The following is a 16821-nucleotide window of genomic DNA, read 5'->3' as shown; positions in this document are numbered from 1 at the left end:
TGATTATCAGTTAAAGTTGAGGTTACGTAGGTTTTGATTGTTTCATTTTAATACCTTTAATTAGAGCGTAAAAAAGGGATAGGTTTGAGATTTATGAAAATAAGGTATCTAATTGTATTGTTTTTTCTTACCAGTTTTGGCTTGGGAATTGCTCAAGAAAAGAAGACCACTTATAAATTCAAACATTTGAATACCAACGACGGACTTTCACAAAGTTCTGTCATTGCAATGGAACAAGATACATTAGGAAGAATGTGGGTAGGTACCCGTGATGGTCTGAACCTTTACGACGGAACCGATTTCAAGGTGTTTCGGCTTAATGTCAACGACTCTACAAGCATAAGTAGTAGTGATATTTTGGCCATTATGGAAGACGCTGAAGGTTACATTTGGATAGGTACGTATAATGGGTTGAATCGGTATGACCCGGCTAAGGAAATTTTTAAGAGATACTTCCATTCCAATGAGGAAAATTCATTATGCAATAATACGGTCTGGGCCATTACGGAGACGAATGATGGTGAAATATGGGTAGGCACATCCAACGGACTTTCCATTTACGACAAGAACAAAGATAGCTTTACCTCAGTCTACAGTTCTAATTCTAAAAACAGTCTTCCGTCGAACTATGTCTTGAGTGTTGAACAAAGCAATAGTGGTGAAATCTGGGTGGGCACCTCTAAAGGTTTTTGCAAGGTGGTACAATTGGACAATCAAATTACTTTTCAAAGTTTTTGGCCAGAAGATAAAAGAGAAGTTCCTTTTGTACAGTCTATTAAAGCCTGTAATGGTAATAGCCTTTGTATTGGAACCAAAAATATGGGATTATTAAAGTTTGATTTAATTTCCGAACGTTTCATCCCTGATATTTACAATGGTCCTGATAAAGATGTTAGGGCGATAGCAGAAGAAAAAAATGGTTCGTTGTGGGTAGGTACTTCCAACGGGGTTGTAGTAATCAATGCTAAGGGTAAATCCCAAAAACTCGTAAATCAACCGTATGAAGATGGTAGCCTTAGCCAAAACTATATCAAATCGATTTACACCGATAAAAAGGGTTCTATATGGATAGGTTCGTATTACGGCGGTATTGACATTTGGGACGATTCCAACACGAATTTTATAAATTTTGGGGAGTTCTCAGAAAAGAACCGACTTAGTTCGAAAGTTGTAAGTTCGATAGTTGCAGATGATAAAGGCAGCCTCTATTTTGGTACTGAAGGCGGAGGAATTACCATTTTTAAATCCGGAGGGCAACAGCCACAGTATCTTACTACTTCGAATTCCCAGGCTCTTTTGACAAATAATATCAAGTCTTTGTACTATGATAACGAATTGTTGTGGGTAGGTACCTTTAATAAGGGATTGAAGGTCTATGATATTGGGCGTCAACGATTTGATGATTCTGTAATACCTGAACACGCAAAAAGCTTACTCTCAGATGCCGGGGTATATGCCATAAGAAAAGGATTCGACAATCAATTATGGATAGGAACATTTGGGGATGGTCTCGTGTTGCTCGATTTAAAGGAGAAAGTTAGTTCTGTTTTTAAAAACGAGGCAGCCGAGCCCAACAGCCTGTCGAGCAATCGAATTCGTAGCTTAATGATCGATAATTCGGCCAATGTTTGGGTGGGCACTCAAAGCGGACTCAACCTTTTGCCTTATTCGTCAGAAGGATATAAATCAAAGAATATTTCCCGCTTTTTTTATGATACGGAAATGGGCTCCGGAGATGATGTACTTTCTATTTTTCAAGATAATTCCGGTACTATTTGGGTTGGTATTCGGGCGAAAGGTCTCTATAAGTTTGATGGCAATGATTTTCTTCATATCCCCATCAATACCGGAAAAATGATTACTTCGATCTATGCAATTCTGCAAGAAGACGATGGTGTATTGTGGATGAGCAGCAATCAAGGTTTGATTCGATACGAAATCAATACGGGTAATTCAGCGGTGTACACCCAAAAAGACGGTTTGATAGGTAATGAATTTAGTAGCGATGCTGCCTTAAAAATAGGGGAATCCAACTTCTATTTTGGAGGCGTGGCAGGGGTATCCAGTTTTGATTCTGACAATATTGATATAAATGACTTTGCCCCTCAGGTAATCTTAACAGGTTTTCGAATCAAGAATGAACCTGTCTCCCCGAAGGATGAAAACAATATACTATCCGCAAGTCTACCGTATACGGAGGAAGTATCGTTAACATATGACAGGGCGAATTTTTCAATAAACTATGCCATACCCAATTTTATCAATCCGGGAAGTAATCAATATCAATATCGTATGGTGGGCCTGGATGAAAACTGGACCATAACCGAGCAAACGCAGGCCAATTACACCATTCAAAAGCCAGGGAATTATATTTTTGAGGTTAAGGGTGCGAACAATGATGGGGTTTGGAATACGCATGCAACTGCCTTGAAAATAATGGTTAAACCCGCTCCATGGCTGAGTGGATGGGCGTTTGCACTTTATGGGTTTTTAATTTTGGGTGCAATTATAGGTTTGGGCAACATGATTCGTTCCCGAACCAAATTAAAGCATGAACTACAATTAGAGCTTGTGGAGAGTGAGCGCAATCAGGAAATCAATGATGCGAAACTGCGTTTTTTCACCAATATATCACACGAATTTAGAACACCATTGACTTTGATTACTGGACCGTTACAACAAATCTTAATCGATTATAAGGGTAGTAGTGTGGTTTACAAGAAATTATTGGTTATCGAGAGTAATGCCAAACACCTCTTGCAACTTATCAATAGGTTAATGGATTTTAGGAAGCTTGAGTACAAGGATTATGATATTGAAACCGCTGAAGGAAATATGGTCAAGTTTCTACGGGAAATCTACCTTTCTTTCTCGGAATTTGCCAAATGTAACGGGTACCGGTATAGTTTTGATACCGATAATGAGGAGATATCGGTGTTTTATGATAGACCAAAATTGGAACAGGTTTTTTTCAACTTAATTTCCAATGCCTTCAAATATACACTTCCTGAAGGTGAAGTCGCCATAACAGTGCGTAAAGGCGCAGATAGCATTACTGTTGATATCAGTGATTCCGGACCGGGTATTGCAGATGAATATAGAGATAAGGTTTTTGATCGTTTTTTTGAAATTCCGGATTATAAAAAGTCAAAAAACGGACAGGGAACAGGAACAGGAATAGGGCTATCGATTGCAAAAAGTATCGTTGATATGCATAAAGGGTCGATATTTGTAATTAACAACCCGACTGGAGGTAGCGTCTTTAAAGTCAGTCTTCCGTTGGGCAGGGCACATTTAAAAGACAAGCAAATTATAAAAGATTTTAAGTTCAGTGATGATCTTGAATTTTACGAGTCGCAACCTACCTTGGCTACCGATAAAAGAAATGACAAAGCTGGTGAGCTGATGTTGGATTATGAAAAGGCGACGATTCTCTTGGTCGAGGATAATGTTCCCCTAAGAAACTTCATGAAGGATTTGCTTAAGGAAACGTATAATGTTCTAGTGGCGGGTGATGGACAAGAGGCATTCAAAAAGGCCCTAAAGCATGTACCTGATTTGATTGTATCCGATGTGATCATGCCCCTTATGGTGGGCACCGAACTTTGTTCGAAAATAAAGGGTAATCTTAAAACGAGCCATATACCGCTAGTGCTATTGACATCACGTACTTCTTTACTCTACAAATTCGAGGGGCTCGAAAGTGGAGCGGACGATTATATAAGTAAACCATTTGACGTGCGTGAGTTTCAGTTAAGGATCAAAAATTTGATAGACTCTTCGAAAAGGTTACGTCATAAATTTTCATCAGAACAGCGTTTTACCCCGAATGAGATAGTGGTTTCTTCAATAGACGAGCAATTGTTAAAGAAGGCATTGCAAATCGTAGAAGATAACGTGGGTAATGAGCAGTTCGATATTCCCATGTTCAGTTCCGAACTAGGTGTAAGCCGTACACTTTTATTTACAAAAATAAAGGCTTGGACAAATTTTACACCAAATGAGTTCATTCAAGAAATAAGAATGAAAAGGGCCGCTCAGCTAATAGAGCAGGGTAAACTCAATATTTCTGAAATTAGCTACAAGGTAGGTTTTAAAAACCCAAAGTACTTTAGTAAATGTTTCCAAAAAAAGTTTGGTGCTAGCCCCACGATATATCAAGAAAAATTCTATGGAAGTTACTTAGAGTAAGGAAGATATTGCCCACGGACCCCAAAAACATTGAATTCTGGACTTTTAGCACCCTACTTCTGGATTTTCATCTCCATAGTCTGCCTTAATTTTGAAAACAAAGATTAAAGAACTCCAATTCAAATCCTTCGGTTTTGTTCTAGCGCGTTAAAGCAAGGGCCATGGGATGATTGGTAAACCATTAAAAGTTAAACTAACTCAAAATTAGAACTATGTTGAAAAACAAGATGAAAAATTGGTTAAAAACACTTGTTACCGGTATTTTTCTCCTAACCATATCTGTTGGATACGGTCAGCAAAAAACAGTAACCGGAACAATCGTTTCCAACGATGACGGAATCGGTATTCCCGGGGTGAACATCGTAGAAAAGGGCACTCAAAATGGCACTTCTTCAGACTTTGATGGCAACTACTCCATCAATGTTGCGGAGGATGCGGTTTTGATATTTAGTTACATAGGCTATGTATCCCAAGAGCGTAGCGTTACCGGTAGCTCTTCGATGAACATCACTTTGGAAGTAGATGTGAATGCCCTGGAGGAGGTTGTTGTAGTCGGTTACGGAACCACAAAGAAATCCGACATTACTGGTTCTGTTTCCTCGGTCAAATCCGAAGAACTTGCCGCATTTCCGGTGCTTAGTGCAGAGCAGGCACTTCAGGGTCGTGCTGCCGGTGTGGCCGTACAATCGAACAATGGTGGGGAGCCCGGTGCACCTATCAATATAAGTATTAGGGGAAATACCTCTATTGGCTCAAGTAGTGCGGCCTTGGTAGTGGTAGATGGCTTCGTTGGTGGTGCGTTGCCACAACCTACGGATATCGAATCCATAGAAATCCTTAAAGATGCTTCCGCAACGGCCATTTACGGTTCTAGAGGTGCTAACGGTGTCATAATGGTAACCACTAAAAAAGGAAAAAAAGGTAAAATGGTGGTCGAAATAAATTCGACCTATGCGACACAGAATACCACTGAAAGAATAGAACTTTTGAATGCGAATCAATTTGCGGCCTATAGACAGGCGATCAATCCGGCTTACGTTCAAGGAGGAACAGAGACAGATTGGCAAGACTTGATTTATAGAACTGGAAACATTTCAAATCATCAACTTTCTTTTTCTGGTGGTAGTGAAAATATAAACTACTATGTTTCAGGTAATTATTTCAATCAAAAAGGGGGGGTGATCAATTCAGGTTTCGAAAGATTCTCATTTTTGAGCAATGTTGACGTACAGGCGACTGAAAGATTAAAATTAGGTTTTAACGCATACGCCAATAGAGGAAACAAAAATGGTATACAAAGTCAAGCTGGCAGTGGTGGTAGCGGCGGTGGGGATGTCATCTCAACGGCCTATCGTTTTGCGCCAGACACGCCCATTCAAGACGCTAATGGAGTTAATACCACCAATCCTGTGGGTGATCAATTCGACAACCCTTTTGCTATCGCTACGGAATCGGTCGATGAAACCAAAACTGATGAATATCGCGCTAATTTTTATGCAGACTACGAACTTTTAAAAGGGTTGAATTTTAAGACAACTTTTGGCTTCAGTACCGAAAATCAAACCCGTGGAAGGTTTCAACCTTCAACATTAATCGGTCAGGCTGGTACTCAGGGGGGTATTGCGAGCATTGCATCCGTAAAGGGAACTAATATTCTTTCTGAAAACTATCTGACCTATAATGCTGAACTTGGTAAGGGTAACTTAACATTATTGGCAGGATATTCATATCAGAAAGACCGGACGGAAAGATACAGTACTGGTGCTCAAGGCTTCCTGAGCAATAGCTTGTCGTATTATGCACTCAATGCAGGTTCTGACATACAAACGCCGTTCTCATCGCTGTCTGAACGGGAAATTGTTTCACTTTTCGGCAGACTCAATTATGAATATGATGACCGATATTTATTAACCTTTACCGCAAGGCGTGATGGTGCTTCCAATTTTGCGAAGAACAATAAATACGCATTTTTTCCATCGGGGGCGATTGGGTGGAGAATTTCGAACGAAGGGTTTTTAAAGGATAATAAAACGCTTTCTAATCTAAAATTGAGAGCAAGTTATGGTGTGACCGGTAATCCATCGATTACTCCCTATCAATCTTTGGCTAATTTCCAACCGATATATGCCAATGTTGGTGATCAAACCGTGGGAGCTGTTGTGCCCGACTTAATCGCGAACCCTGATTTAAAATGGGAATCTTCATATCAGACCAACTTAGGTTTGGATATCGGGTTTGCCAATGACCGTATTACGGCAACGTTTGATTATTATTCGATAGATACCAAAGATCTTATATTACGTAATTCAGGTTTGCCAGAATATGCAGGTCTCTTGAGCAATCCTTTTCAGAATGTGGGTGAAATCAACAATACTGGTTTCGAGATTACCCTTTCGACCAAAAATGTACTAAATGAAGACTTTTCATGGACCACAGATTTAAATTGGTCGACCAATCAGGTGGAAGTGGTACAACTAATTGATGGCCAGGATATATTCTTAGATTCATCGCCAGGTTCTTTTTTACAGGATGAGACCCACTTATTACGAGAGGGAGAGCCAGTTGGGGTTTTCTGGGGATACGAGTATAGAGGCGTCAATCAAGGAACACCAGAAGCAGGTACCGCAGGATATGCTGAAACAGGCGCAGGAGATGAGTTATTTACAGATTTGAACGGAGACGACGTCATAACCGGTGATGATCGTAAAATCATAGGTGACCCCAATCCTGATTGGATTGCCGGTTTGAATAATAATTTTAGGTATAAGAACTTTGATATGAACGTATTCTTTCAAGCATCAGTAGGAGGTGATATCTATAGTTACACCTTTCTTGAACTTGCCTCCGGTGAATCAAATGCTACACCAGAGGTGCTTAATGCTTGGACACCTACCAATACAAATACCGACGTGCCTTCGGCAGCAGTTCGTGAAAAGCGTATCACTGATCGTTTTGTATACGATGGAAGTTATGTGCGTTTGAAAAACCTGTCTTTAGGCTACAACTTACCGGTTGATGTTGTTGATAAGATAGGATTTCAAGGAATTCGACTTAGTCTAAGTGGGCAAAACTTATTGACCTTTACTGATTTTCCTGGTACGGACCCTGAGGCACAATACAGAAGCCAAGGCTCACAAGACAGCAACGTAAATAGGGGATTTGATTATGGTAGCTATCCGAATATCAGATCATATACATTATCAGTAAATCTAAAATTCTAAAAAAAACTACTATGAGAAATTTAAAATATTTATCGATTTTTTTAGCACTTATTGCAATAGTAGCGTGCTCTGATTTAGAGGAGGTGCCGGTAGGTAGACTCTCCCCAGATGGATTGGTTCAGTCCCCGGCAGATGTTCAAACCTTAATTAATGGTGCCATTGGTAATATGGCTACGGAGAGATATTGGGGCAGAAAATTGTCATTGCCCATAATGTTGAGGAGTGATATGGTTTCCATCGGAGATTTGGGAACACCTGGGCGTAGACAAGAAGTGAATAATTTTTCGATGGGTGCCGATAATGGAATGGTAACAGCGCTATGGCCGAAGGCATATGAAGTAATAGCAGGCACAAATGAAGCTATTGCATCTGCTGCCACTTTAGATGCGGATCCTGCACAACTCGATCCCGTGACAGCTCAAGCTCATTTTTTTAGAGCGTATACCTATTACCATTTGGTGCGCCTTTTTGGTGATATCCCCTATTTAGACGCACCTGTTCTTGATGTAGATGCGGCGTTAACGATATCAAAGACTTCTGCTGCTGAAGTATACTCCAATATCATCGCAGACCTTGAAGAAGCCAAGCTTAATTTACCGGCAACGCAGCCTTCAAGAGCATTACCTTCTAAAGGAACAGCTGCGGCATACCTTGCCTCTGTATACTTAACTCTAGGAGATTATCAAAAGGCATATGATGAAGCCAAGTATGTGATTGATAACGAAGGTGAATTCGGACTGGTTCTAGAAGCTGATTATCAAGATTTATTCAATTCTGGCGTGAAAAGCAATGAGCCTTTATTAACTCTTGATTTCAATGGTTTTAGTGATGGGGATACGGGAAGGGATTATGCACCCGCTCTTACGGGTATTCGAGCTAACGAGCGAGGAAATATCGGGGGCGGATGGTCAGTTGCAGTCCCTACGATAAATGTATACAATGCTTGGGATGGACGTGATTATAGAAAAGCTGTCAGTTTAGATACTACGGGAATTTTCAATGGTGTTGAGGAACCTTTCACCAAATTCCCGGATTTTGACTCTCGAAACATCCAAAGTGCATATATCGCTAAATACACGAGATTCGTTGGGGCCACAGGTACGGGAAATGGCCGTGCATCTAGTTTAGATTATAATCTAATGCGATATGCGGAAGTTTTGCTAATTGCTGCAGAAGCATTGAACGAAATTAATCCTGGAACAATTGAAGCCGAGGGTTATGTTAATCGTGTTCGTGAAAGAGCACGCAATGGTAATGGCTCTGATTTTCCTGCCAATGTTACCTCTGGCATGTCGCAAGCTGATTTTAGGGATATGGTTTTGGAAGAGCGCAGGTGGGAGCTTGCTTTTGAGTTTAAGAGATGGTACGATATTAAAAGGAGACAGCTAGGTATGGAAGCATTTGGCCTGGGCGGTTTGGAGCCGCAGCCAAGCTTTGATCCGGCTAGGGATTATCTATTTCCCTTACCTTTCGATGAATTGGATCGGAATCCTAATTTAGCGCCGAACAATCCAGGGTACTAACCATTTGGCTCATTAAGGTACGGCTTCGTTAACTAAGCCGTACCTCATATGGGTTTTTTAAATCTACTCAATGACTAAACTTCATCATTCTCTTTTGGCCATTTTACTTATTGGCCTTTTTTTGGCATGTAAAAATGATGTCAAGGATAAGCCTGTTAGTGATTCTGTTTCCGTTGACTCGCTATTGCAATTACGTTACCAAAAACTATTGGAATATCCTGTGGATTCTGTGTCATTTCCTAGAAGCTTTACAAAAAGCACAAGTACTACCAGAAAAGTCCCGTCAAAGGATTGGACTAGTGGTTTTTTCCCCGGTAACCTATGGCAATTGTATATGCTTACCGGAAATGAAGCCTATAAAATTAAGGCTATTGAATGGACAGCCTTAATGGAAAAAGAAAAGAATAATGGGGGTACACATGATATGGGTTTCAAAATCTACTGTAGCTTCGGTAACGGCTATGAAATTACTGCTGATGAGAAGTATAAAGAAGTCATAGTTAGGAGTGCACAAACGTTGAGTACTCGTTTTAATGAAAACGTTAGTAGTATAAGATCATGGGATTTTAACCGTGATGCATGGGAGTTTCCAGTAATCATAGACAATATGATGAATTTAGAACTTCTATTTGAGGCGACTAGAATAACTGGGGATAGTACTTATCACAAGATGGCTGTTAGACATGCGAATACTACCTTGAAAAATCATTACAGAGAAGACAATAGTAGTGTTCATGTCGTTGTCTATGATACTATCACTGGCGCTGTAAAAGAGAAAGTCACCCATCAAGGTCTTACGGATGAATCTTCATGGGCTAGAGGTCAGGCCTGGGGTATTTATGGTTTCACTATGAGTTATAGGTATACCAAGAATCCGGCGTACTTGGAAAAAGCTAAAGCCGCTACGGCTTTTTTCTTAAATCACCCTAATTTGCCTCAAGATGGTATTCCCTACTGGGATTTTGACGATCCTGCAATTCCAAATGCTCCCAGAGATGTATCCGCTGGGTCTATAGTTGCCTCGGCATTGCTTGAATTGGCAACGTATCATAAAAGCTCAGAGTATTTATCATATTCCCACAAAGTTTTGAATGCTCTTCAATCCAAAGAGTATCTTATAAATAACAAATTAATCGCACCGTTTATTTTAGATCATAGTACAGGTAATTGGCCAAAGAAAGATGAGATGGATGAACCAATTGTCTATGGAGATTACTATTTTCTGGAGGCTTTATTGAGAACAAAATCTAACCAACCATAACCGAACACTTGTGCTAAAATCGATACTTACAATTCTTTTAGGGCTAATTGGGATTACCTCTTGGGCACAACAACAAGATAACTTGCCTGCACGTACGGTTATGAATATCAATGCCCAATGGCACTATGCTGAAAATCCTACTTCAGATCAAAATGCTATTCAAAATGAACTGAATTGGGTTTTAATAGATTTACCTCACACCTGGAACAACGAGGATGCCACAGACAACATACCGGGTTATCGAAGAAGTGCAAGTTGGTACAAAAAGGATATTGCCATTGCGAATGTTGTTCAAAACCAAAAATACCTACTCTATTTTGAAGGGGCGAATATAACTACGAACGTTTATGTAAATGGGAAAGAGGCCGGTGGTCACATAGGTGGATATATCGGTTTTGAAATTGATATTACAGCGTATTTAAGAGATGGGAACAACGTGGTATATGTACGTGTTGATAATGAGTACAATCGAGATATTATTCCCTCGCAAAAAAGCGACTTTTATATTTATGGTGGATTGACAAGGGATGTCTGGTTGATAACCAAACCCGATATCGCGATAGGAAAAGTTAAAATTACAACACCAAAGGTTTCCAATGAAAGTGCCGATTTAAAAATAATGGTTCCTATAGATAACGATATAAAGGCATCGAATCTTAAAGTAAAAGCTACATTGGATAGCCCTGATGGTAATGAAGTAAGCATTAAGATTGTTGAAATTACCTCTCCAGAGCAAGAGCTTATTATGGATAATATAAGGAAACCAAAGCTGTGGGATACCAAAACCCCTAACTTATATACGGTAAAGCTCTCTCTTTTAAAGGATGATAAAGAGATAGATGCAATTTCTGAAAAAGTAGGGTTTCGATGGTTTGAATTTAAAGAACACGGACCCTTTTACCTAAATGGTGAACGTTTACTTTTGCGTGGTACGCATCGGCATGAAGAGCATGCAGGTTTTGGTGCTGCCATGTCAAATGAACTTCACAGAAAAGATATGGAACTCATAAAAGCGATGGGAGCAAATTTTGTTCGTTTGGCGCACTATCCCCAAGACCCTGAGATTTATAAAGCATGTGATGAACTAGGTATACTGCTTTGGGACGAATTACCTTGGTGTCGTGGAGGAATGGGTGAAGAGGTCTGGCAGTCAAATACCAAGAATATGCTGAGAGAGATTATAGATCAAAATTATAATCATCCCAGCATAATTATTTGGTCTTTAGGGAATGAAATGTATTGGTTGCCAGATTTCGAAGATGGAGATAATACAGCTAGAATGAATAAGTTCCTTAAAGAGTTGAATACTATTGCCCATGAAATGGATCCGTCTAGGAAAACTGCTATCAGAAAATACTATGAGGGAGCTGAAATTGTTGACGTTTTTTCACCCTCTATTTGGTCAGGTTGGTATTCTGGAAGTTATAAGAGTTATCAAAAAGCAATAGATACTTATAAACCTCAATACAAACACTTTTTACATACCGAATACGGCGGTTCAAGTCATTTAGGAAGGCACTCAGAAGCACCTGTTACAGGGGAAGGTCTTATAAAATCTGATGGATGGGAAGAGGCAATCGTTCAAAATCATGTCGACAACATTGCCAAAATTGGGGATTGGAGCGAAAACTATATTGTTGATTTATTTGATTGGCATTTAAGAATATCTGAAACCGACTCAACCTTTACGGGTAATGCACAATGGGCATTCAAAGATTTTGGAACGCCGCTTAGACCTGAAAATGACATTCCATATATAAATCAAAAGGGGTTGGTAGACCGTAACGGCAATCCTAAGGATTCATTTTATGTTTTCAAAAGCTACTGGGCGGATGACCCATTTGTTTATATAGAGTCCAAAACCTGGACGGAAAGACAGGGGCCGAAGAACTTATCTAGAAGTATTAATGTTTTTAGTAATTGCAAAGAAGTAACCTTGTTACATAACGGTAAAAACCTAGGCAAACGAGTTAAAGATATTTCCAGTTTTCCAGCCTCAGGTCTAGTCTGGGATGTTCAATTTAAAGAAGGAAACAATGAATTAATCGCTATTGCAAATACCAAGGACGGATCTGTTACAGACACTTTGGCCATAAACTATAGATATGCAAAAAATGGCCCGGCAAAAAGGTTGACACTTTCCTCTGAAAAACTGAAAAATGGGAATTATTTGATTAGCGCAATCGCAGAGGATTCACAAGGGTTGAGATGTCTTGACTATGAAGACAAGGTGTATTTTCAATGTCTTGAAGGGGGTGAAACATTGAAAAACCAAGGCACCTATACTGGAAGTGAAATTATTGCAATGTCCAACGGAAAAGCGGCTATTGAAGTAGTTCCAGACGATAAGGAAACTGATATCAAAGTTATGGTTTTGAACCAGAACTTTAAGGGATCCTTCTTAAGTATAAAACGATAATTGTTAGTTTGTTTGAGTTAGTTTTTTGTGCTATGCCCCTTTCCCAGGGGCATAGTATTTATGAGTTCTAAACTTTCGAATAATTTCAATCGATTAAATTTTCACCCTTATAGAAAAGATAAAAATAACTGGAGAAATGGAGATATAATTAACTTGAAGAAAGATTTGGGCGTGTTCGTCAATCAAGTATATTGTTCGAAGGACTTAAGTTGAACAACCAAAAGTAACTGGAACTTTACGGTCAAACGTAGATTGCGATACCTCTATGAATGAAACAAGTTATAAATATGGATAGGATAATCAAATCTTATAAGTGCCGAAGAATTGATTCTCCAATATAGTAAACCTAAGTAGACCACAAAAAGTCAATTAATATATCAATTATGAATTCAAAAGGAAAAATTGCAATAATTACCGGTGCCACCAGTGGTATTGGACTTGCAGTAGCTAAAAGATTAGGTAAAGACGGATTTACCGTAATATTAAACGGTGTCCAAGATTCTCTAGGAGCTGAAAAAGTAAAGGAACTTTCTGCAGAAGGAATTGATGCAGAGTACTTTGGTTTTGATGTTACTGATGAAGAAGCTGTTAGGTCAAACATTAAAGTTATCGGAGAAAAGTACGGAAAAATTGATGTGTTGATTAACAATGCCGGCGGCCTTGGGGGTAGGTCCAGATTTGAGGAAATGACAACTGATTTTTACCGATCAGTGATGGCCCTAAACCTAGATTCAGTTTTCTTCACTTCAAGGGCGGCGATACCCTTTCTTAAAAAAGGGAATAATGCGACGATAATAAACTATACCTCCATTGCAGGTTGGAATGCAGGAGGACCAGGTGCTGGAATTTACGGAACTTCTAAAGCTGGTGTTCATGCGCTAACAAGAGCTTTGGCAAAAGACCTTTCTGAATATGGCATTCGAGTGAATGCTGTATCGCCTGGTACAATCGATACCGCTTTTCACTCACAAATTAAATCAACTAAGCCAGAAGTTTTCGCTTCCTGGAAGAATAATATCTTATTGGGCAGATTGGGAGAACCAGAGGATGTGGCGTCGGTCGTTTCATTCTTGTCTAGTGATGATGCGGTGTTCATTACGGCTGAAACTATTCAAGTGGGTGGTGGACAAGGTTTGGGAATTTAATTGTCGGACGGTTCGGGTTACTGGTTAGTGATAATATTTTAATAATGAGCAGTACCGCGGCAAATCGTCTTTCTCTATACAAGATTTTAATATTCAAAATTATTTTGATAATCTTCATACAAATCTCAGTAAAATTGAAACCTGTCGTGGCGGTAACGCACAGTGTACGATGGCAAAGGTATTTTACCTAAAAACTAATGATTGAGTTAGGCCATTATGGAACTAATATTTAATCTTCAAATTCTGTAATATTTATATCAAGGGACTTTTGCAACCGGAATAAAAGTTCGGCAATCTAATTTACTCCTATGAAGAAATATGGAGGCTTTATTAAAATTATCTTTTTTCAAATGCAAATCGAACAAGAAAAATCAAACTAATCATAGCAGCTGATTCTCCTGCTAAATTAAAATCGGTGTACTTTGTATAGTTTTGATAAACCTTTCCTCTCTTTAAGTTACGAAAGCGTCAAAACTCTGCAATAGCTGGCTTTTTTGTTTTTGGCTCTCGCTTTTTCAAGGCAATTTACTTAGGAAATGTAATAGCAAAACCATCAGTCCTCCTGAAATTGAAACTACCGCAGTTAGGGTGCTAAAAGTTTTTAAAAGCTTAGTTGTTCCAATATTGTGGATTTCTTTGAATAGCCAGAAGAAACTGCTGTTTAAATGAATAATTCCCAATGAACCAGCGCCAATTGCTGCCGCGGTCAATTCAGCAGGGAGACTACCATTGGTTACCATTGGTGCCATGATGGATGCCGTTGTTATCAAGGAAACTGTAATCGAACCTGTAACCGTGGTAAACATAAAACTCAATAAAAAGGGGAGTATGATTCCAAAGGCTGTAAGTTCACCAGCTTCGGGTAGCAAAGCGTTTACAATTTCAGTATCCTTAATGACTTGACCAAACGCCCCGCCAGTACCTGTTATCAAAATGACCGTTGCCGATTTTGCTCCTGCGGTTTGAAAAAAATCGTTTAGTTTTTTTGAAAAGTCTTTTTTGTCTAAAAGGGGCAGGGCAAAAACCACGCCGATGAGCAGTGCCCAAACGGGATTTTTTATAAAAGCTACAAATGGATTATCCCCAGAAAATAAATTCCCCATTCCCATTAAGACTAAAGGAATCAAGAGTGCGGCAAAGGGCAAAACACGCTTAAATCCTTTAATTGAATTTTTAGTTTCGTAATGGATAACTTCTATTGGTAGTGTAATTGTCAAATTCTTTTTATTGAATTGTATCCAAACTAATCCTCCTAAAACAGCAACTAGTCCGACAATCACGTTAATAGGAATCATACCACCAATATCAGTTTCCAAGATAGCAGCTACGGCCAATGGCCCTGGAGTGGGTGGAATCAGGGCATGAGCAACTGTTAAACTACTGGCTAAGGAAAGCCCTAATACCAAAACGGAATGACCTGATTTTCTAGAAAGCGCAATAATGGTTGGAAGCAGTGTAAGGTACGCCACATCTACAAAAACGGGAATGCCGACCAAGAAACCGATAACCGCCATCGCCAAAGGCAAACGCTTGATTCCAAAGACTTTAATGACACTATCGGCGATAACATCGGCACCTCCGGTTGCCGCGAGTATCTCGCCAAGTAAGGTTCCGAACAAAATAACGAGGCCAATCCATTTTAGGGTGTTTCCAAATCCTCCTAGAAGGCTTTCTGTTACAGTTTCAACAGAACTACCTGATGCAAGGCCCAAAATTAAACCTGCGATTAAAAGTGCTGGAATTGGGTGTATCTTAAAAATTGTAATTGCTACGATGAGCAATACAATACACCCAACTAAAACAAAGAGACCGGACATCTATTTTAACTTGCGTAAATAATTCTGATTTGAGTTTGATACGTATTTTTCTGTGCTTCTAAAGTTTTTTATGGAATCTAAACAAGCCCAGAATGTCAATCCTCACATAATCGCATTTTAATAATAACTTTATGGAAATTATCTTACCACCCTACCGGAAGCATTTCCACCCATTAATCGTTCAACTTCCGCTCGCGTGGAATAATTGAAATCTCCTTTTATAGAATGTTTTAAGCAAGAAGCTGCAACGGCATAGTTTACAGCTGTTTGAGAATCACTACTTAATTCTGGAGTTGTTAGGGCAAAAATCAATCCACCGGCGAATGAATCTCCACCACCAACACGGTCGACAATATTTTTTATTTGATACGGATTGTAATTTCCATCTTCGTCCAAAGGAGCAAAAGAAGGTGAATCACTAGCTGCATCGAAAAGCATTGCTCCCCAATTATTATGGCTTGCAGAAAGACTTTCACGTAGCGTAATGGCTACTTTACCCACATTCGGAAATTGTTGAATTACCTGTCTCGCAACATCGGGGTATCTGGAGGTATCCAACGTTCCAGAATGTACATCAGTATCACCTGCTTGTATTCCCAAAACATCGTGGCAGTCTTCTTCATTGCCAACGACAACATCAATAAAAGGCAAAATTTCTCGCATGGTCTTTTGAGCCAAATCTTTGGCGGAATAATTCGAATCCCAATTCCAAAGCTTTCCTCTAAAGTTTAAGTCAATGGAAACCGAAGCTCCTGCTTCCTTTGCTTTTTGTGCTGCAACTAAAGTAGCCTCGGCTGCAGTCTTAGATAGCGCAGGAGTAATTCCACTGAGATGTAACCATTGAGCATCTTTAAAAATATTACCCCAATCATATGCACTGGCAGGCGTAATGGACACGGCCGAATCGGCACGGTCATAAATTACATTGCTAGGCCGTTGGTTCGCTCCCGTTTCCAAGAAATAAAGTCCCAATCGGCCTTCATCGGTGCGTAAAATATAATCGGTGTCGATTCCAACAGCTCGAACGGCATCCATAGTCGCTTCACCCAAAGCATGCTTGGGAAGTGCGGTCACATATCTGGCTTTTCCGCCAAAATTACATATGGAAGTCGCCACACTGGCCTCTGCACCGGCATAGGTAACTTCAAATTGCCGTGTTTGTCGTAATCGTAAGTTATGAGGGGCAGCTATTCGCCCCATAATCTCTCCAAAGGTTACTACTTTCTTCATTTGTAATAAATTTA

At 39.6% G+C, this 16821-nt stretch carries 8 protein-coding genes; 6 read left to right on the top strand and 2 right to left on the bottom strand.

Annotation, left to right across the window (positions count from 1 at the left end; genetic code table 11):
* Positions 1–93: 93 nt before the first annotated feature.
* The 6 genes from FEE95_RS14065 to FEE95_RS14040 all read left to right on the top strand — a co-directional run bounded on the left by FEE95_RS14065 (position 94) and on the right by FEE95_RS14040 (position 13760).
* Positions 94–4191, top strand: coding sequence for a hybrid sensor histidine kinase/response regulator transcription factor (locus FEE95_RS14065; RefSeq protein ID WP_238474583.1), 4098 nt, complete (start codon positions 94–96; stop codon positions 4189–4191).
* A gap of 212 nt (positions 4192–4403) precedes the next feature.
* Positions 4404–7412, top strand: coding sequence for a SusC/RagA family TonB-linked outer membrane protein (locus tag FEE95_RS14060; RefSeq protein WP_138658646.1), 3009 nt, complete (start codon positions 4404–4406; stop codon positions 7410–7412).
* A gap of 11 nt (positions 7413–7423) precedes the next feature.
* Entirely contained in the window at positions 7424–8935 is a 1512-nt protein-coding gene (locus FEE95_RS14055) for a RagB/SusD family nutrient uptake outer membrane protein (protein ID WP_138658645.1), read from the top strand.
* A gap of 70 nt (positions 8936–9005) precedes the next feature.
* Positions 9006–10196 (top strand): glycoside hydrolase family 88 protein, encoded by a 1191-nt coding sequence (locus FEE95_RS14050; RefSeq protein WP_138658644.1) that lies wholly within the window; start codon positions 9006–9008, stop codon positions 10194–10196.
* Positions 10197–10206: 10 nt separating this feature from the next.
* Positions 10207–12615 (top strand): glycoside hydrolase family 2 protein, encoded by a 2409-nt coding sequence (locus FEE95_RS14045; RefSeq protein WP_238474582.1) that lies wholly within the window; start codon positions 10207–10209, stop codon positions 12613–12615.
* Between the two features lie 380 nt (positions 12616–12995).
* The gene (locus FEE95_RS14040; RefSeq protein ID WP_138658643.1) at positions 12996–13760 is read left to right on the top strand and encodes an SDR family NAD(P)-dependent oxidoreductase; all 765 of its coding nucleotides are present in this window, start codon (positions 12996–12998) and stop codon (positions 13758–13760) included.
* Positions 13761–14275: 515 nt separating this feature from the next.
* On the opposite strand, the gene FEE95_RS14035 is transcribed toward FEE95_RS14040, so the two are convergent.
* Positions 14276–15577: a GntP family permease gene (locus tag FEE95_RS14035; RefSeq protein ID WP_138658642.1), complete on the bottom strand. Its 1302-nt coding sequence runs from the start codon at positions 15575–15577 to the stop codon at positions 14276–14278.
* Positions 15578–15715: 138 nt separating this feature from the next.
* The gene (locus FEE95_RS14030; RefSeq protein ID WP_138658641.1) at positions 15716–16807 is read right to left on the bottom strand and encodes a sugar kinase; all 1092 of its coding nucleotides are present in this window, start codon (positions 16805–16807) and stop codon (positions 15716–15718) included.
* Positions 16808–16821: the final 14 nt, after the last annotated feature.

Source organism: Maribacter algarum (ex Zhang et al. 2020) (assembly GCF_005885635.1).
Classification (GTDB): domain Bacteria; phylum Bacteroidota; class Bacteroidia; order Flavobacteriales; family Flavobacteriaceae; genus Maribacter_C; species Maribacter_C algarum.
Note: the sequence above shows the minus strand (reverse complement) of the source record. Positions and strands in the feature narration are given on the sequence as shown.